The 17,747-nt window shown below is 37.8% G+C and carries 28 protein-coding genes and 1 pseudogene; 3 read left to right on the top strand and 26 right to left on the bottom strand.

What is annotated here, in order from left to right; all coding sequences use genetic code 11:
- Window positions 1–18: 18 nt before the first annotated feature.
- The 26 genes from HMPREF0669_RS04740 to HMPREF0669_RS04635 form a co-directional block, all read right to left on the bottom strand.
- The gene (locus HMPREF0669_RS04740; RefSeq protein WP_009227384.1) at window positions 19–1,395 is read right to left on the bottom strand and encodes a DEAD/DEAH box helicase; all 1,377 of its coding nucleotides are present in this window, start codon (window positions 1,393–1,395) and stop codon (window positions 19–21) included.
- Complete coding sequence (locus HMPREF0669_RS10245) at window positions 1,382–1,684, bottom strand: VRR-NUC domain-containing protein (RefSeq protein WP_009227383.1); 303 nt, start codon at window positions 1,682–1,684, stop codon at window positions 1,382–1,384. Before HMPREF0669_RS10245 ends, HMPREF0669_RS04740 begins: the two co-directional genes overlap by 14 nt.
- The gene (locus HMPREF0669_RS09965; protein WP_009227382.1) at window positions 1,669–2,001 is read right to left on the bottom strand and encodes a hypothetical protein; all 333 of its coding nucleotides are present in this window, start codon (window positions 1,999–2,001) and stop codon (window positions 1,669–1,671) included. Before HMPREF0669_RS09965 ends, HMPREF0669_RS10245 begins: the two co-directional genes overlap by 16 nt.
- Before the next feature lie 4 nt (window positions 2,002–2,005).
- A complete protein-coding gene (locus HMPREF0669_RS04730; RefSeq protein ID WP_009227381.1) occupies window positions 2,006–4,516 on the bottom strand; it encodes a virulence-associated E family protein in 2,511 nt (836 codons plus the stop codon).
- 5 nt (window positions 4,517–4,521) lie between these two features.
- Complete coding sequence (locus tag HMPREF0669_RS04725) at window positions 4,522–6,702, bottom strand: DNA polymerase (RefSeq protein WP_009227380.1); 2,181 nt, start codon at window positions 6,700–6,702, stop codon at window positions 4,522–4,524.
- A 296-nt stretch (window positions 6,703–6,998) separates the two neighbouring features.
- Entirely contained in the window at window positions 6,999–7,583 is a 585-nt protein-coding gene (locus HMPREF0669_RS04720; protein WP_009227379.1) for an ssDNA-binding protein, read from the bottom strand.
- A gap of 43 nt (window positions 7,584–7,626) precedes the next feature.
- Complete coding sequence (locus tag HMPREF0669_RS04715; RefSeq protein WP_020967182.1) at window positions 7,627–8,844, bottom strand: DUF2800 domain-containing protein; 1,218 nt, start codon at window positions 8,842–8,844, stop codon at window positions 7,627–7,629.
- Between the two features lies 1 nt (window position 8,845).
- Window positions 8,846–9,205 (bottom strand): hypothetical protein, encoded by a 360-nt coding sequence (locus HMPREF0669_RS04710; RefSeq protein WP_009227377.1) that lies wholly within the window; start codon window positions 9,203–9,205, stop codon window positions 8,846–8,848.
- 16 nt (window positions 9,206–9,221) lie between these two features.
- Window positions 9,222–9,770, bottom strand: coding sequence for a hypothetical protein (locus tag HMPREF0669_RS04705; protein ID WP_009227376.1), 549 nt, complete (start codon window positions 9,768–9,770; stop codon window positions 9,222–9,224).
- Between the two features lie 2 nt (window positions 9,771–9,772).
- Window positions 9,773–9,916: a hypothetical protein gene (locus HMPREF0669_RS10240; RefSeq protein WP_020967181.1), complete on the bottom strand. Its 144-nt coding sequence runs from the start codon at window positions 9,914–9,916 to the stop codon at window positions 9,773–9,775.
- A gap of 9 nt (window positions 9,917–9,925) precedes the next feature.
- Complete coding sequence (locus HMPREF0669_RS04700) at window positions 9,926–10,249, bottom strand: DUF4884 domain-containing protein (protein ID WP_020967180.1); 324 nt, start codon at window positions 10,247–10,249, stop codon at window positions 9,926–9,928.
- Window positions 10,250–10,279: 30 nt separating this feature from the next.
- A complete protein-coding gene (locus HMPREF0669_RS04695) occupies window positions 10,280–10,669 on the bottom strand; it encodes a hypothetical protein (protein WP_156860557.1) in 390 nt (129 codons plus the stop codon).
- Between the two features lie 22 nt (window positions 10,670–10,691).
- Entirely contained in the window at window positions 10,692–10,928 is a 237-nt protein-coding gene (locus HMPREF0669_RS10235; RefSeq protein ID WP_009227373.1) for a hypothetical protein, read from the bottom strand.
- Between the two features lie 373 nt (window positions 10,929–11,301).
- Window positions 11,302–11,427 carry a hypothetical protein gene (locus tag HMPREF0669_RS10495; protein WP_009227371.1) on the bottom strand — a complete coding sequence of 42 codons (126 nt, stop codon included), beginning with the start codon at window positions 11,425–11,427 and terminating at the stop codon, window positions 11,302–11,304.
- Window positions 11,428–11,435: 8 nt separating this feature from the next.
- The gene (locus HMPREF0669_RS04685; RefSeq protein ID WP_009227370.1) at window positions 11,436–11,726 is read right to left on the bottom strand and encodes a hypothetical protein; all 291 of its coding nucleotides are present in this window, start codon (window positions 11,724–11,726) and stop codon (window positions 11,436–11,438) included.
- 1 nt (window position 11,727) lies between these two features.
- Window positions 11,728–12,201, bottom strand: a complete 474-nt coding sequence (locus tag HMPREF0669_RS04680) for a hypothetical protein (RefSeq protein WP_009227369.1) — start codon at window positions 12,199–12,201, stop codon at window positions 11,728–11,730.
- Complete coding sequence (locus HMPREF0669_RS04675) at window positions 12,198–12,437, bottom strand: hypothetical protein (RefSeq protein ID WP_009227368.1); 240 nt, start codon at window positions 12,435–12,437, stop codon at window positions 12,198–12,200. Before HMPREF0669_RS04675 ends, HMPREF0669_RS04680 begins: the two co-directional genes overlap by 4 nt.
- Window positions 12,434–12,826 (bottom strand): hypothetical protein, encoded by a 393-nt coding sequence (locus tag HMPREF0669_RS04670; protein ID WP_009227367.1) that lies wholly within the window; start codon window positions 12,824–12,826, stop codon window positions 12,434–12,436. Before HMPREF0669_RS04670 ends, HMPREF0669_RS04675 begins: the two co-directional genes overlap by 4 nt.
- A 14-nt stretch (window positions 12,827–12,840) precedes the next feature.
- On the bottom strand, window positions 12,841–13,242 hold the full coding sequence (locus tag HMPREF0669_RS04665) for a hypothetical protein (RefSeq protein ID WP_009227366.1): 402 nt from the start codon (window positions 13,240–13,242) through the stop codon (window positions 12,841–12,843).
- 3 nt (window positions 13,243–13,245) lie between these two features.
- Window positions 13,246–13,557 (bottom strand): hypothetical protein, encoded by a 312-nt coding sequence (locus HMPREF0669_RS04660; protein WP_009227365.1) that lies wholly within the window; start codon window positions 13,555–13,557, stop codon window positions 13,246–13,248.
- Window positions 13,558–13,561: 4 nt separating this feature from the next.
- On the bottom strand, window positions 13,562–13,720 hold the full coding sequence (locus HMPREF0669_RS10230; protein ID WP_009227364.1) for a hypothetical protein: 159 nt from the start codon (window positions 13,718–13,720) through the stop codon (window positions 13,562–13,564).
- A 22-nt stretch (window positions 13,721–13,742) separates the two neighbouring features.
- Window positions 13,743–14,468, bottom strand: a complete 726-nt coding sequence (locus HMPREF0669_RS04655; RefSeq protein ID WP_009227363.1) for a hypothetical protein — start codon at window positions 14,466–14,468, stop codon at window positions 13,743–13,745.
- Between the two features lie 106 nt (window positions 14,469–14,574).
- Window positions 14,575–14,943: a helix-turn-helix domain-containing protein gene (locus HMPREF0669_RS04650; protein ID WP_020967179.1), complete on the bottom strand. Its 369-nt coding sequence runs from the start codon at window positions 14,941–14,943 to the stop codon at window positions 14,575–14,577.
- A gap of 5 nt (window positions 14,944–14,948) precedes the next feature.
- Window positions 14,949–15,173 carry a hypothetical protein gene (locus tag HMPREF0669_RS04645; RefSeq protein ID WP_009227362.1) on the bottom strand — a complete coding sequence of 75 codons (225 nt, stop codon included), beginning with the start codon at window positions 15,171–15,173 and terminating at the stop codon, window positions 14,949–14,951.
- Window positions 15,160–15,411 (bottom strand): hypothetical protein, encoded by a 252-nt coding sequence (locus HMPREF0669_RS04640; RefSeq protein WP_020967178.1) that lies wholly within the window; start codon window positions 15,409–15,411, stop codon window positions 15,160–15,162. The genes HMPREF0669_RS04645 and HMPREF0669_RS04640 overlap by 14 nt, the downstream gene beginning before the upstream one ends.
- Window positions 15,408–15,629 (bottom strand): hypothetical protein, encoded by a 222-nt coding sequence (locus tag HMPREF0669_RS04635; protein WP_044045625.1) that lies wholly within the window; start codon window positions 15,627–15,629, stop codon window positions 15,408–15,410. Before HMPREF0669_RS04635 ends, HMPREF0669_RS04640 begins: the two co-directional genes overlap by 4 nt.
- 189 nt (window positions 15,630–15,818) lie before the next feature.
- Here HMPREF0669_RS04635 and HMPREF0669_RS04630 point away from each other — a divergent pair, with 189 nt between their 5' ends.
- The 3 genes and pseudogenes from HMPREF0669_RS04630 to HMPREF0669_RS10225 all read left to right on the top strand — a co-directional run.
- A complete protein-coding gene (locus HMPREF0669_RS04630) occupies window positions 15,819–16,451 on the top strand; it encodes a S24 family peptidase (protein ID WP_198024632.1) in 633 nt (210 codons plus the stop codon).
- Between the two features lie 56 nt (window positions 16,452–16,507).
- Window positions 16,508–16,783, top strand: a complete 276-nt coding sequence (locus HMPREF0669_RS04625) for a hypothetical protein (protein WP_020967176.1) — start codon at window positions 16,508–16,510, stop codon at window positions 16,781–16,783.
- A 615-nt stretch (window positions 16,784–17,398) separates the two neighbouring features.
- Window positions 17,399–17,736: pseudogene (locus HMPREF0669_RS10225) on the top strand (capsule biosynthesis protein); the annotation flags it as partial.
- Window positions 17,737–17,747 lie beyond the last annotated feature (11 nt).

Here is a 17,747-nt window from a genome sequence, read left to right as displayed (position 1 = left end):
GTATAAGTTTTTAGAAAGTTATAGGTATTTATTAATTCTAGCTTTTACAGCCTGCATTAGTCCGTTTTGTGTCTTATCTTTATTGCTTAAAGCCTTTACTATCTCCTCGTCGATCGTGCCTTCGCTAATAAGATGATATATCTTTACGGGTTTGCTTTGTCCTTGTCTGTGAAGCCTTGCGTTGGCTTGCTGGTAAAGCTCTAGCGACCATGTTAAGCCATACCATACGATAATGTTGCCCCCGTGCTGTAGGTTCAGCCCATGCCCCACGCTTGCTGGGTGCGCTATCGCTATATCTATCTCGCCTTTATTCCACGCCTTGATGGTCTCGGGGGTGTCTAGTTTTACAACACGTAAGTTTTTGAAGTGTTCTATTATTCTACTTTCTTCATGCTTGAAAGCGTAAAATAAAAGAATAGGCTGTCCGTTTGCCGCCTCCACAACGTCTTCGAGGGCTTCCAATTTCTTTGTATGTATTACATGCGTGTTGTGGTCTTCATCGTAGATGGCTCCACCGCTAAACTGTAGTAGCTTATTTGAAAGAGCGGCAGCCGAAGCGGCTGTTATAGTCTCGTCCTCCTCGGTGAATAATTCTAATACACAATCACGTTCAAACTTGTTATAATCCTTTTTGAATTTGCCTAAATCTATCTTATTGAAATAGTCCAAGCGTTTGGGTAATTGCAAATAGTCTTCTGCTTTCATTGATATACAAATATCCGATATAAGACTATTTATTTTATTTTGTGCCTCTGGTCTTAAGTCATAACGAAAAACAACGTTACCCCGTCCTATAGAAGAGAAATAAGTCTCTCTATACCTCGTAATAAATTTACCTAGTCTATCACCCATATCTATTAAGTACATTTGTGCCCAAAGATCGATATATCCGTTTGGTGCTGGTGTACCCGTAAGCCCTACCACACGACCCAGGAAAGGGCGCACGGCTTTTAAGGCTTTCCACCTGGTAGACTTTGAGGACTTAAAAGACGAAAGCTCATCAATAACGACCATGTCGAAAAAATGATTGTGAAAAAGATACCCATGAGTAGCAACAAGCCACGCCACATTCTCCCTATTGATTACGTAAATGTCCGCCTGGGTAGATAAAGCCTCGGAGCGTTTTTTCTCACTGCCTAAAACTTTTGAGATTTTCAAGCCCTTTAAGTGCTCCCACTTGTCGCACTCTTCCGCCCATGTGTGTTCTGCAACTCGAAGGGGTGCAATTACTAAAACCTTTGTAACCTCAAAAGAATAGTTAATAAGCCTGTTTATAGCTGTGAGGGTCGACACGGTCTTACCTAAACCCATATCGAGAAGGAGCGCTGAATAGGGGTTTTTAATTATATGTTCAACGGCTGCCCTTTGGTAACCATGTAAGTTAGTTTCGTTCATCTGTAATATATTTTATTATGCTTTCGATATCCTCGGGGGTGTAAACAATAAACACCTTTGCCCCTAGGTTTTTTAATTTTCTTATTTCTATTTCTTGTCTAGGGGCGAGCCTTCCGTTATAGCTTTTTATTTCTGCAAAACAAAAACGACCATTAAAGATGATCAAGCGATCGGGCACGCCTGTACAATTCGACGAAATGAATTTGTAAGCCTTTCCACCTATCTCTTTAACTCGTTTTTGTAGATTACGTTCTAGAACTTTCTCGCTGTAGTTTATTTTATCCCCCATAACTCAAGCCCTTTTGTGTCACGTTTTTTATAATAAACTCCGTATGCCTCAAACGCTTCAGTATAAAGAGGGACAATTTTATCAAGAATTTTATAGTATTGAAAGAATGCCGACCGCTTAACAATTAAACGACAAAGTGTCTGCATGTCTTCGCAATGTTTAACAAGGGCTTTCGTATAGTTGAATGCTTCCGCAATGCTTTTGCTGGGTTCAGAGGTGTAACGCTCATAGTGTGCCCCTTTGTCTGTTATAGTTGATAAGATAAGTTTGCGTATTTTCTTAAATTCTTTTATCGTTGTAGTTGTATTTGTAGTCATAATCTTAAAAAATATCTTCGGTTATTGTTTCGTAAGCTGTACAAACTGGTTTTTGTTCTTGGTCTATTCTCTCAAATGTGCGCTGTTGTCCGTAAATACTCCCCCTTATTATGCCCAAATATCTCCAGCCCTTTATTTTCTTTAATATAGCGTTAATCGCTCTTGTCTTATATCGGGTTTTATCGTCTATCTTTTCGCCAAAGCACTCGCTAAGAATTTCAATCGCTGTTATTTTTGTTCGTTGCAGGCTTGCCTCTTCTCGGAGGGTGTCCCCCTCTTGTAAGAACCAAATACGCCTTTCTGTGATTGTCTTTTCTTCCCATGATAGGGGTAAACGCTTCTCAAGAAATTCTTCAATCAAGCCCTCACGCTCATCTACTTCTTCGTGTTCCTTTTGTCTGCTTCTTGCTTTTTGTTCTAGCTCTTTATCTAGGTAGAGCGTTTCGCCCTCATCGTAATATTTTTTAGCCTCTGCCCATACTTGCAAAACTTCTTCGTTTGTAAGGTCGGTATAAATGTTTTTTTGTGGTTTATTCTCTCCTACGTTGACAATCCAAAAACGACGGTTACCCGTGTCCCCTTTTAGAAAGTTATATTCGTTTGTTGTAGCAAAGAACACGCATTGCCTTGGGAAAATTTCAATCTTTCGCCCGTATGCTGGTCTGAACTGGTCCTCGCACTTAGATATAAATGCTTTCATAGTTTCGACGTCTGCTTTTTTATATACGGACAACTCCCCTAACTCTATAAGCCACGCACGTTGTAACTGCTCCATACCTTTTTGCCCTTCAACTCCTATAAAAGAGTCGCTAAACCATTTACCGCCTAGCTTTGCTAATATTGTGGATTTGCCTATACCTTCAGAGCCTACCAGGGTTAAGACATAATCAAATTTAACCCCTGGACTGAATACACGAGCAACGCAAGCGGTAAAGGCTTTACGTGTTATAGCTCTGTTGAGTTCGTTATCTTCAGCACCTAGGTAATCAACCAAAAGCGTATCTAATCTTTTCTTGCCGTCCCATTCTACCGACTTTATAAACTCCTGTATAGGGTGAAACGAATGCTTTAACATCACCATATCAAACGCATCTTGTGTGTTCTGAATGGATGCTTTTAAGTTATAAGGGTTTCCGTTTAGATAGTTTCGTAAGCAGGCGTCGTCCGTGTTTGTCCAAAAGCTGTCGTAATAGCTTTTAACCTTTCGCCATGGCAAACCTCCTTTAACGCATGCTTGATTAGCAAATAAATCAAATCTTATTTTATCTTTTAGAAGTGGGTCAAGCTCGATAATATTGCGATAGTTTTTAAGTGTTGGTAAGACAATGCCTCTGTCGCTAACTTCTAGCTTCGCTAATAACTCCGCTCTCTCCTTTGCTAGGTTTCGAGTTTTTTCTTTGCTTTGTTCCTGTGTCTCTGCTCTAAAGTCTTGCGCTGCCTTTTCTGCTAGCTCGTTTTGTTCTGCCGTTCGTTCTTGTGCCCATGTAGCCTTTACGTTCTCATCGTTTTTACAAAGTTCCGCCATAGCCTTAAAAGATGGTTTGTCGGTTGCCTTTGTGGTTTCACTCGTGCCCTCGTCTCTACTTCCGAATAGGTGAACCCGCACGAGGTCGAAAGCATTACGTAAATGTCCGCTTGCTGGGTCGGTGGAATGATTCGAAAAAGCAAAAAGCCCATTTTCGTAAATCACTAGTCCGTTGCTGGTTGTGCCTTTTAGGTAGGTGTAACGTGTAGGGCTTTCCTGTTTATATACTTCAGAGAGAAAAACGTCTATTGCTTCGCCTACTGTGTAGGTTCTACAGAAGACGCCCACCCAACCGCTTTTTGTTAGTGGGTTTTCTTGTTTGCTTGCTTCTCTGTGTATCTCGGCAGGTACTCTCGAAGAATAAGCCCACTCGCTTCGGTCTTGCCATTTTCTGTAATTCTCACTTAGGATTGCTTTACCGTCTAACCATCTACCGTCTTGGTATTCGAAAATATATTCACCATCTGAAGGTGTTGAGGGGTAATACATAAATCTTGCAGGCTGAAACGTGGTGTCGTCAAATTGATTTATACCCACGCATGATGCTATATATCTAGATATAGCCTCGTACTCTTCAGGGATCGCCTCATCCTTTAAGGGTATCAAGAGCCTTAAACGTGGTTTTTCTGCCGTGTGCTTGTGCGTCGAATACACGCAAGCCGAACAATCGAACAACATGCAAAAGTCCTCCCACGTGTTATTCTTTCCCTCGTCTATATCGAGCGTTACCAATTGACGAGCTAAAACGCTATTGTTGCCACGCTTTCCCCCTATGAGGTAACCGCCAAAGAAACCGCCCACGTCTTTAATGTTGTCTTGCTCGTTCTTCTTTAGGGCTAAAAACTGCTTTGTCGTTTCGCCTGTCCTTGTGGTTTTTGAAAGCTTATTTAATAAATCTTGCCAGGTTGTTTCGCAATTATGCCAGTTTTTAGTAAATCGAGTTGTAGCGGTTGCAATCTGCAATTTGCCGTTATATTTTAGTTCAATCATAGCTTTTAGTCTTTTAAATAATAAGGGGTTATATATCCCTCGCCCTTAAGTGGTAAATCGGGGGCAAATGTTATAGGGGTTGCAAATATATTTTTTATATCTTGTAGGGCTTTTGCGCTTTCGTCTGTAGGTACTTCTGCGATTATCTCATCATGTACATGAAAACAAATGTTATAGCCTTTTTTATCTACTCTTAAAATAGTTTCACCTAGACAATCTCGGGCAATTGCTTGCACAATATTTTCAACCAATTTGCCCCCGTATGTTTCCGTGTCTACCCATTGGCGTGTTGTTTGGTTTTGTGACATGTAACAAATTTTATTATCTACAATCTTTGCCAGTGGGTAAGAAAGCAAACGCCCTGAAGGTAGTTTAATTTGCAAAATGTTGCTTGTCTTTCTGAATATCAAGCCCCCTTGTTTTAACTTTATTATTCTATCGCTTAAAATCGCTTCTTTAGCTGCCCTTTCTACATCTCGCCAAAGCTTTACAATATTAGGAGAAGAATTACGCCAACCGCTTACAATCTGCGCTATCTCTGGGTCGCTTAAGCCCATTTTGTCTGCTCCCATAATCTTAAGTGCGTTTGCCCCTCCTTCGTATCCTAGTGCTAGCTCGGCAATCTTTCCTTTTTGTCTTAGCGGTGAATCGTGCGTTATCGTTTTTTCATCTACTCCAAACATTCGAGCCGCTGAAGCCTCGTAAATTCGTCCACTTCCTCGAAATACTTTTAATCGCCATTCTTCACCCGCCAGCCAGGCAATGACACGAGCTTCGATAGCTGAGAAATCGCACACGCATAAAGTATAATTTTCTTTAGCGATAAAAGCCGTGCGAATGAGTTGCGAAAGGATATCACAAACATTACCAAAGGTAAGCTCTAGTAATTCAAAGTCATTCTTTTTAACTAACTCCCTAGCTAGTGCTAAATCTTTTGAGGAGTTACGGGGTAAGTTGTGAACCTGAACAATACGTCCTGCCCACCTTCCTGTCTTTGCTCCGTAAAATTGTAGTAGGTCATGAAGTTTATTATCTGAACATTTTGCCAGGGTCATTGCCTCGTATTTTTTTACGGATGTTTTAGAACTCATCGAACGAAGGTATAAAACCCTCTTAACGTCTTCACTTGCTCCTGTAGCTAGTTCTTTTGCGTCTTCTTTTGCTAGGCTTTGAATCGGTCTACCTAATTTACTTGAAAGCCATTGCTTTAACTGTACGGGGGAATTAGGATTCTCAAGATTTGTTATTTCTTGCATCTCTGCGAATAATTCGTCTTGCGCCTCGTCATTCATCCGTATAGCGTTATTCGCTAGCTCTGAATCAATACAAACGCCCTTGTCATTCATCGTTTGGTCGAATATATATAAGGCACGTTCAAAAGGGGTTACAGGGTTCAGGGTATTATTACAAACCTTTCTTTGTATAGCCTTCTCTACTTCAACGTCCCTAATACAATAGCGTTTAAATTGTGCCCATTTATCGGGGGCGTGCTCTGGTAGGTTTCGAGTTCTTCCCCCGTTGCTTTTAGTTGGTTTGCATGGAATAGAAAAATATTTAATAAGCTCCGCCCCCTCTCTTAGCTTTTTATGTTTTAGCTTTAGCACCTCTCCGCAACTTTGCAAAGAGGCGGGCAAACCTAACATAAGGGCACGTATTTGTGTACAGTGCCATTGCGAGGGGTCGAGGGTTAAGCCTAAATGTTTACCAATACAAACACGCTCAAAGGAGGCATTAAAGGCGGTTTTAATTATATTACTATCAGTTAGGGCGTCTAATATCTTTGCGGGTATTTCTTCGCCTTGCGCCAGGTCGACAAGTTGCACGCTTCCACCATCGCACGAATAAGCGAAAAGAAGTATTTCGAAATTGGGGGTATCTACATAATTATGAACTCCGTTTGTAATTTCATTATCTGAATAAGTTTCTATATCTATAGATAGTATCTTTATTTCTTCGTTGGCGTTTAGTATTCTATATTTTTCGAGTTCTTGTTGTAATAGTTTAACCGCTTCCGTAAATTCATAGGACGAGGCGAATAAATAATCGGTTGTTATTATGGTTTCGCCTTGTTCTCCTCCCTTGTAGGTGTTTCGCTTCTCTGTTAGGGTAAAGCCTATTTTTTTATTACACGAATTAGATAAAGCCTCCGCTGTTTGGTAGGTTTCCGCCTCTACTACTTGTAACATTGTGGGCTTTGAAAAATCGAAGTTATTAGAGAAAAGAGAGTCCACGAATTTTGCAAGCTCTAAAGAAAAGGACGCATCAAAATTAAAGCACCTAGAAAAAACATCTATTGCAATATTTATATATGTTTCTTTTGTGAATTTATTAGTAAAGGCTTTGGGGGTCATAGGCGAAAGAGTGTTGAAAAGGTGGGGCGAACCCCACCGAAATTGTTTAATAAAGAAAATGGATTAAAGAACTTATTAAATTTTGTATCTTATTAAATTAAAAATTTTAAGTTTTTACTCTCTTTAATTATTTAGAACATATCGTCATCCGCTGGTGCTTCCTCTGGTATGTCCATATCGTAGAAATCCGCTTCAGCACTAATCCGACCGCCTAAAGGCTCTCCGTCTGCGACTTTTAGAACGTTGTTAAGCCCTGCGGCAATACCTTTGTTACCGCTGGTATTGTAGGCGTAAAAGTTAACACTAGCGTAAACAAAGCAACCGCTATACATTTCTTCTTCATCGTCTAAAGCTTCGATAATATTTTGCTTCTTGCCGTCTACTATCTTTGTACCTTTGAAGACGCTAACGCCTGGCTTTGTCTTACATGATGCGTTAATAAAATAAGCGTTCTTGTAGGCTTCATCTTCTGGGCGTTCCTCGTCTCCGTCTCTTAAAGGGGTTTTAATCTTCTCTAGCTTAGCGTTAGCCCCTAGAGTTGTTTTGCCGTAATCGAATGCGTTTTTAATTGCTTGTTCGATTTGCGCCACTAATGCTTTATTCTCTTTAGGAATAATAAGCGAAATAGAGTACTTAGGTTCTGCACCCTCCACACCTTTGGCGTGGAATACATTTACATAACTTGCTCGGGCTTTGCCGATCTTTACTTTTGTCATTAATTGACCGTTTTCCATTTTGAAAAATTTGTTAGTTAAAAAATTATATTTCTATATCTGTGTTATTAAAATCATCCTTTGCGGTTGCCTCTGGTCTTGGGTCATCTAGGCTAACGAGTTGCAAAGCACCTACAGGCTTTATCGTGTAGGGGACGACGTCCTCGGTAAAAGCTTTTTTGCCCAATAGCTTCTGCATAGCTGTAAGCGTTATTAACTTGCTTTCGTATAGTTGCGCCTCGGTATAGCCTTTAGCCGTTAATGCTTTTACGAGATTTTCAGGGTCTACAATCTTACGCACGGAGCGACCCTCCACGAGTTTTAAGCCCTCGAACGCTTCGCCCTGTTTCGCTCTTTCCGTTACGTCTTTTACTACTGCATTAAGCCAGGCTATCACTTGAGGGGCTTTAAGAACTATCTCGGCTTGTTCTTCTTTTGTTAAAAGCTCCTTTTGTTTTAGCTCTTCTAATCCTTTTAACTCCCTGCCTTGCTCTGCGCAACTTGTTTTCGCTTTGCAGAATCCGCACCACGAACCGCAACTCTGAACCCCTTCACCTTTATAGGCTTTATCAGCTAAAGGCTTTAAGTACTCTTCACCCCATTGCTTTAAGTCCTGAACGCTCATTGTTGACGTGCTTATGTTTCCCATACGTGGTTGGTATATCGTCATTGTTACGCTCTCAAAATTGTAAAGAATCTCATAAGCTTGTATATTTGCAAGCGCATATATCATCATTTGAGCGTTATCTATTGCGCTAACTTTCACCCCCTGCCCGTATTTTAAGTCGATAATCTCTAAGGCGGTATCGCTAATTATAGCGGCATCAGTTGTGCCGAACATATCTTTACCGTAATAGTTTGCGTTAAGCTTCTTTTCTACTTGTAAGATGGTGTCGGGGGTTTTTGCTCTTGCTTCGATAAGTTTATCGCAAACAAACTGCGCATAATCTTCGCAATAGTTTAGCATTTCAGGGGTGACAACTTCGTTAAAAAACTCTTTTGTAATTCCTTCACCCTCTAGCTTTTTGCAAATAGCGTTAAGCGTTGTTTTCTTTAGGGGCTTTAATAGTCCATTTGTTTGTGCCTCGTTTAGTCTTACCGCTGCTATTTCGTGGGCAATAGTCCCCTCCTGCGCTGCTTCGCTGGTTTTATCCTCGAAAAGTTCTTCGAGTTTCACCGACGGGGTGCACTTAGTCCAGCGGTGGGCACTAGAAGGCGATAACCTTGCGTGCGTCTTACTCGTTCCTAGGTCTTTTGTGTTCATGTTAGAAAGGTGCGGGTATTTTATTAGCAATTTTTTCAAGCGATTTGTAAACCTCGTTATATTGTTCTTCAGGTATTTCTGTTATTTTCTTAAAACCTAAATTATTAAGCAGCTCTTTAATTTCGTCACGTCCCCCCGCTTCTGCTATTGAAGTACAAATCTGCCTTAAGTCCGAGAGAGTCGTGGCGGTTTCCTGCTCCTTGGTAGTTGTGGTTGTTGTTTTTTTGGTTTCTGTGGGTTTCTCTGCCTTTTGTACTTGTTGCTCTACTGCTTTTAAGTTTAGCCCCTCTACTGCTTGTAAAAGTGCTTTTACCATTCCGAGGGTTTGCTCGGTAAGGTTCAAATTAATAGTTAATTCCATAGCTGTATTATTTTTTTTAGTCCTGTATTACTTTCAATCTCTTCTCAAAAATCGCTTTGAGGGCTTTTGCATATTCTTCAGCTTCTTTGCGTTCACTTAAAAGAAAGTAATTTCCTAAATCATATGCTTCATCATCGTCATAATCATTATCTTCTGTATATTCAACTATTTCTCCACGTCCAGTAATAAATAAATACTTTTCACCTTTTTCCGCTCTCTTTCTTATTCTCTCCATCTCCTTTTTCCCTGCGTTCCAATATAACCCTTGTTCTTTCAGTGAATCGTACAAGGTTTGTTTTTCCTCCTCGGTTGCGTGGCGAAAGTTTTTAACAACCCAAGCAGAATTTGATTTATTTGTATTGTTAAAATAGCTATCAAATAAACCAAAGCCGTCTTTTCTGTAATTTGAAAAAATAAGAATAGATGTACTATATTTTGATATCAAAATATCACCCTCCTTGAACTCTTCTTGCTCCTCCTCGATAATAATTAATTTATCTTCAATAGTTGCTGTACAATTTTCGGGAACGATAATCCTATCCCCTGCGTTCAATTTTATTTCCATAGTTACAAATCGCTTTTATATTTATTGTAAGAAATATCGTTTATCTCTCTTAGCTTCTCATTTTCTTCTCTTAAACTCTTGTTTTCGATCTTTAGCTTTGTAAACTCGGACATAAGGTCTATTACCATTTTTAAAAGTTCTTCCATAGTTGTATTTTATTTCTTTGTGTTTAGTGATTGAACATTAATTGTTTTACGTGTGTACTTACTTATTCTTTTAGTATATTCGTAATAAGTTCTTCCGTTTGCGTTGGTGAAGTAGTAGTATGCACCATGGTTTTCAAACTGATACACCTTTACACCATTACATTCAAACAAAAACTCTACATCATAGTATTTTAATCTTTGCTCATACTCTTGCTTTCGTATTTGCTCTTTTGTTAATTTTGGCTTAGGTGGTTCTTCCTTCTCTCTAATCTCATAGTCACAAGAAGACATTGCCAAAATTAAGCATAGAATAAAATATTTATATCTTTTCATTTCCATAGCTATTTTATTTTTTTTATAGTATTAAAAATTTATCATTATTTGAAATGCTTTCGGTTCTTTGTAATTTCGATGGTTTAGCAAAAACTCTTTTCTTAATTTGTCCCTTATCTCCTCTCTGACGAGTTGCGAAACTTGTTTGCTGTCCGCCATGAAGTTTATATGCAAGACTTTTTCAAGACTACCTTTTGCTTCTTTACTGTCAAGGAAGATAGAATCTTCCGACAAAATTCGTGTGCAAAACTCTATATCTTTCTTCTCTTCTTCGGTTTGGTATCGAACATAAACAGTGTTTTGATACATCTTTACCTTTTTCTCGTTTTTCTCATAGCCTCCGCAATTTTCATATATTACAGATATTGCTTCTCGCTTTCTCGTTTTATTGAGCTTTGCCCAACCATAAAAAACTCTCAATAATGGCATAGTTATTTTATTTTTAATCCCTATTAAATCCTGACATTATTAAGCCAAGTATAATTGTTATTATAATTGCTGTTGAAACGAGCAAAAGAGAACACTCAATTGATGTGCAGAAAGGGTGTCCTTGTCTTTTCCCCATGTCGTGTTGCAAATCCATCAAAGCAACCTTGCTAAAAAATTCACGACTATTCATGTTATATTTCTGTTTCTTGTCTACTGGACGACCTTTGTCTTTTGTAGATACTCTGTTCACGTAATGATATTGATTTTTTGAGACTCTCAATTACCATTGTATCTATCTCATTGTAGTCTTCTTTAGATTTTGTGAATAAATACCACTCACTCGTTTTTAGATACGAGTTGTAGAATTTCTCACATCCATCTTGCAACTCATTCAAAAATAGAGAATACTTATCATTATGTGGATGTATACATAAAAATTCACGTCTAATTTCTCTATCATCATAAATACTTACTATTACGTCACCTTTCTTTAGCTGACTAATGTCTGTTATTCTTTTCATAATTATTCTATTAATTATATTTATAACTCTGGTATTTTCATCCAATATTTGATATCACTTTGGTAGCCAACTGTGTCCCAATACCTACTATCAGCTTTATATTTACAAGTATGGCAAAACCCGTTCTGCGCCATTACTAAATAGCGACCACTTTGTTTTAAGTGGCACATAATTTCTGTATACTTTGCAAGCCTTTTTAATCTTGCGTGGAATTAGTTTTTTGCTCATAACTTTATCTAGTTTCGTTCTAATAATTTTCTGAATATTCGCTCTTTTCTTATATACTTATAAGAGAATTTCTTTCTCATTTCTTTCTTGTTTTTGCCGACTACCATTTGGCAACCATTTACCCCGATAAAGCAAAAACTTCTGTGGTGCCTTCTGTTTTCTTTTAAGGCAAATCTGATTTCCAAATCGCAATACCTGTAACTATCATTTTGCACACCCTCATATCCTTTACTTATAATAAAATGACCGAGTGCATTTGCCTCTTCTTCTGAATTACATAGCGTATAAATTTGCTTCATATCAATATCTGAATTTCGTAAAATGAATAATCGCCATCGGTTCTGATAGGGCATAACCTCCGAACCAATCTACCCAATCATTAAGCGAAAGCCCGTCATTCTTGGCGAGTGAAACCATAGTAGTCCATTCGCTATCTGTGTATGGAAAACGGAGCCTACAATCTGTGAACTCAAGCCTCTGTAACCCAACACCATTTTCAGCTGTTAGCGTTGCAATTTCTACCTGCTTGCTCCTGTAAGGCTGACCTGTCCACTGCCGAATGGACAATACGGCACGCCCCTCCTGCACCTCTTTGATGCGTTTCTCCCATAGAGGGTAATTCGCCCGTATGGTGTGTATCTTCGCCAAGGCCGGAGTATCATAATCTATAAGCCCCTGTCCAAGTAGGAACTTCTCTTTGAAATGTGTTTCTTCCCCAGCTCGTTTATGATTAGCAAGGAAATGTCTTGATAGTGTGATTACGTATGTTTTCATATTTCAAAATTATCTATACTTATATAACCAACTTCTTCCATTAACTCTGTAACAACTTGCATAGTTAAAGTGTATTCGTGCCATCTTAATAGCACCTCGCCATCTTCATACACAATTATTGGTTTGTCATCTTCCTCAAAACGATAGAAAATAAGCCAACATCTTAACTCTTTCATCCAATCTTCAAGCCTTGATGCTTGAATTTCTGTATTTGAAATTACACTTCTTAAATTCATAACCCCAATACTTGTTTAATTCGTTTCTTGTAGTCCTCGTTGGCTTCCTGCTTAGCTTGTTGTACACTTGTTATACCCGATTTGAAATGTTCACCATTAAAATATAAGGTAATATCCGTAGGAGTGTACCATTTTAGAATAGAGTAATCACCAAAAGGGGTTAACGAGTAGCTTTCCTCAATGTAATTTTCTTCGTCGCCACGTCTATCCTCATCTTTCCACTTCAATTCAGGTATGCTTTCCAACACGCTCTTACGCCCTGCCTCAAATGCACGATTTTCTATTTTATCGCACATAAGCTGTATGCGGTAGTTTGCCATTTCGCTTGTGCCATACTGGGCGTGTATCTCTTCACATCTTTTCTGCACGTTGAATTTCTTTTCCTCCATACTTATTTGTGTTTTTAAAAATTACTTTTCATTTCATTTACTAATTTTACGATGTGCTTAAAAACACACTTTTTACTTACAATGTTTTGTTCTGCTTTCAACAAATCGTTATAACCTAAATAATAAGGATGAAATGCAAATCCTAATGTTTTAAAATCGCCTTTAAACATCATTTCATTAGAACTAAAAAGGAGTACATTTACAATAGGTTTCACTTCTTTGTCTTCTGCTCTTCCGCAAACTTTGACTATATAGTAAAGCTTATCCTCTACTTTGCAAAACTTCCCCTCGAGGTGGGCAAATCTTTCTTGAATTAATCGTTTAATTGCTCTTTCTCTTTTTGCTTTTGATTTAAGCAAACGATTAATAAAACTTCGTTCATTTTGAACGGCTTTCAAAAATTCTTCGTGTGTCATATTTTATTTCTTTTTTAGTTCTTCAATCAACATATCAGCAACTTCTACACAGCTATGAATATACGAAACCATACTCACACCATGCATTGGTGTAGAGAATGAATAAGCCACTATGTCTTTTGCAATTTCATAGCGACGTTGCTCCCAATCAACAAAGTCCCCCAATATATTAACTCCCCCAAAATCAAGTTCCCATTTGTGATAACTTTCTTGTTTATCTTTACACCACCAATAAGTTTCTTCAACAGCAGGGTTGGGATGCACGGAGAACTTTACATCTACAATTTCTCCTGTCTCTTTAATTCTTGCTTTCATTCTTTTATTTCTTTTTAGTTTTAGTTACTCTTATGTATTCAATATCGCTATCAAAAACCCTTTCTTCGCTCCAAGTGATTTCCGAAAGCTCATTAAAATCTTTTACTCCTGAATGCTCGATTTCACCAAGATTGAGGAATATTCTTTTGGTATATTTTTTCATATTGTGTGTTATTTTTATATGATTAAAATAATTGTCTCTCTGTGTACCTTTGCTCTTTCCCCAAGATGAAATCGTGTATAAAATTTCTTGCGTAATCCTTTGAAATCATCGAGCGTTCCATTGAGCAAACGCCAGCTTCTTTCGAACCTTTTGAGGACATAATTGTCTTCTTTGGCTTGTCATTTTGATAGCTTCTCCCATACGTTGGAGAGCAATTCACAAACCAATAAGCCGTGGTTTTTTCGTAATAGTCTCCTCTTAGCATTCTATTGTTATCTACAAATGTTGGGGGCAAAACAAAATTAGATTTGAGAAAGGTTTGCATACTCCACGGATTTTCAACAATTAATCGAAATTCTTTTTCAATGCAAATAGAGAATAATTTTATAAGCAAAGAGTAAAAATACTCTCTATTCTTAGACCTGCTTAATATCATCTCTGTCTTCTCTCGTTGAGTTAATCCTTTATAGTTGTGACAACCAAAACTGAAAGCCATTTGACTTGTTGAGCAAAAATATATACACGGAAAGAACGCTAATATCAAATCGTCTTTGCTTATCTTATCAAAAAGACTTGCTTCTCCGTTGTAGCATTTTTCAATTTCAGCAAATAAATCTATCACGTTGTCGGTTTCTCCAAACTCATTTTGTATGTCGTAATCCTCGACATCAAAACCAAGCTTTTTGAACTCGTTTTTAAACGTGCCAGACTGCTCGAAAAAGCAATGTATCTTTCCTTTTATATTCATTGTTTAATTTGTTTTTTTTTAGTTTAGAAAGAACGCTATTCTCACGAACTGCGTTCTTAAATGAAAAATCAGTAAAACGCTAATTACTATATGAAAGGAAGTGTATTTATCTAAATTGAATTCGGTTGTTTGCCTCCTCCTCGATTTGCTCCCTTGAAAGTTTAGTATAAGAAATACTATCTTGGTAGGCGTCGAGATCCTCCTTCTTAAAGTAGCTTCTCTTGCCTCTCTTGGTATAGGGTAATACCTTTTTACAGCATAGGCGTCTTATAGTGCCTAACTTTATATCGAGATAGGCGGCTGCTTCAGTGGCAGAGTATAAAGAGCAAACCTCCTTACTCTTGCCCCCTGCCGTTTCCTTGAGGCGGTTTATTTTATCGGTTAAACTTGTTACCTGTAGAGATAAAGATTCTACAGCTGAAAGCGTTTTATTTAAGTTCGCTTCTATTACGGTGATTGCTTGTTCGATGTACATAATTTTCACTCCTCTATTTCGTTTTTACTTATTTTGATTATTCCTGCAAAGCGTATCAAAAGTACAAGACCTATAAGACTACCGATAAACTCCAAAGTTTTACCGCTTTCCACATACTGGAGCGTTCTAAAGGCTTGCATAAAAATTCCAAAAAGGGTTATAAGACCTACAGGGGTTAAACCTTTAATCCATCTTAATTCGTTTCCGAAAATTTGCTTAAATGTTTTCATTTTTTTTAGTTCCTCTTTTTCGTTTAGTTGTGTTGTTTTTACAAATACTTAAAAGCTTAAGCAAGTCATCACTCTTTGGGAATCGTGTGTTTTTTGTTCTTTCGATTAAGTCCAAATCTGTAACACCTGCCGACCACCTTTCGCCAGTCTTTGGCGAGATATACGTAACTTTCCAAATTCCATAATTTGCATACTGAAACATGAAATTGCGTTGGTGGAAATGCGAATCAATCGTCATCGCTTCTTCTGTATTGTTGGACTGAAATAAATTTCTTCCGTAAGGATGGCTTTATACTTCTTTAGTGCTACGGCTCGGATGTCTTCCCCTGTGTTTGAGTGGCTTCTAAATGCAAGGGCATCGTACACCGTTTTAATCGATACTTGGAAGTCTTTAGCTAATGCTTTCTTGCTCTCCATCGACATTTTTATTATCTTTCGCTTTTTTGTTTTATTCATTTTATTTATCTTTGTAGATTATCAAACATTTGTAACAAGTTACGGACTTATTACAATTGCAAATATAGAACATTGTTCTGATTTATCAAAACATTGCTCTGATATTTAACGTATTTTAAAACTAAAATCATGAGTACAAGTAGCGTAAAGGAGAGAGCCTTGTATTTTATAAAATACAAGGGCTTAACAATGAAAGAATTTGAGAGCCTTGCAGACCTCTCAACGGGGTATATCACCTCGATGCGAAAAAGTTTTGGAGAGCAAAAATTGAGCAATGTTCTGAAAGCTTTTCCCGAACTGAATAGAGATTGGCTTTTATATGGTGAGGGCGAAATGCTCAAATCAACATCCACCGAAGACAACAACGCTAGCTTTGTTGCTCCATATATTAAAGATGAACTAATATATTTACCGTTGTTCTCTGTGCCTGCCCTTGCTTCCTTTGCAGATAACCTCTCGCAAGCCTCTGCAACCCTCGAAACCTACCCCGTGTATGTAGCGAAGGGCGAAGCCTACACAAAGGAGAGGCACATCGTCATAGAGGCAAAAGGCGAAAGCATGTCGCCTACAATTCAAAATAAAGCTATGATTTTGTGCGAAAAAATTGAACCCGAGCAATGGGACTATATCCAAAACGAAAAAATAATCGCTATTATTTACGATAATTCTTTCACTATAAAAAGGGTTTTAAGAAATAACTTAGCTACTGCAAATACCATAACGCTATCAGCGGATAACACCAAATATGGCACGTTAGAGGTTTCTAGGTGTGATATAAAAGGTATTTACAGAGCTATAAAAAAGGTGAGCGAATACTTGTAGGAGTGTGTAAAAGTCGCCCTTATATATGATAATGTGTAAACTTAATTTTTTAACATATGACAAATACAGAATTAGCAAGAAGCTACTACCGAATTTTTAAAGGTCTAACGCTACTATTTTTACTCATAGCGGCGCCCGTGTTGATTTACTCCATAGTTGCGTTTTCCGCAATTTTCAGTGGGCGTATTAGCCGAGATGTTATATCCTCCTTTGTTTCTTTTGGTGCTTTCTTTGCTCTACTACTCTCTGGCGGTTTTGCTTTCGCCCTTGCTCTATACTTTGAGAAGTATATAAAGGAGAATGAAGGAAAAGAAGGAGTAACAAAGGAGTAACAAAAGTAACAACAAAATAACAAAATAAAGATACAAAAGGGCAACGATAAAAAGAAAGCCCACCACCTTAAAAGCCCCTTATATAAAGGCATTTTGTTTGCTTTTGTTTGGGGTTGATACCTAAGCTATGCTATTACTTCCTAAAAGCTTACGATTTATCCTCTAAAACCTTACCTTTTCAGTGCCAAACTCTAAGCTATTACGCCTTCTCACATAAAAGCAATCATTTAATCAAATCATTTCTTTAGAGAAAAACAAAAAAAGATTTTCAGTTTCTTTGTATTTATAACAAAAAATAAAGTGCCCATACACAATTTTTTTCTTTTAAATTCGTTCATCTAAAAAACACAAAAGGAGATAATTAAATTTTCGTTTAATAATAAACCGAACATCATAAATTCAAAATGTATCACATCATTAAGAAAAATATGTTATATAACACAGAGATAAAAACAACTCTTTTTATATATTAAATATAAATTATATATCTTTGTATACTGAAAACAAATAAAGGCGTAAAGCTAAATGTAGAAGCACTTATGATGTGGAGTTTAAATTAGATAAAGCCTTGAAATAATCAATCAGAAATACAGATATGATTCCAAGATAATTAGCAAAGTCATCATTCCCGAGTATAATGGACCGTAAAGATAAGCGGTGACGTAATGTATCCAAATACTGCGGCTTACGAAAAGGGTCGAAAAGCAAACTGGTATATCAACCAAGCAGATGGTTGGGGCAACAGAGCGAAGAAGAGTCACACAGATATCGTGTACATGAATGGTACTGTTGCTAAGGTAGGACATAACGCCAAAGTACGCCCAAGATGTGAAATTATAGTACCAAGTAAGCCCGAAAGAACAGGAAACTCATTTGCACAATGGCTCTCTATCGGCACTTCTGTGGCCTCAATAGCCACAATGATCTCCACAATGACAAACTTAATAAAATAAAGCAAACAAAG

Origin of the sequence: Prevotella sp. oral taxon 299 str. F0039, from assembly GCF_000163055.2 — a bacterium.
Classification (GTDB): domain Bacteria; phylum Bacteroidota; class Bacteroidia; order Bacteroidales; family Bacteroidaceae; genus Prevotella.
The sequence above is the reverse complement of the archived record's forward strand: the minus strand, read 5'-3'. Positions and strand labels throughout refer to the sequence as shown.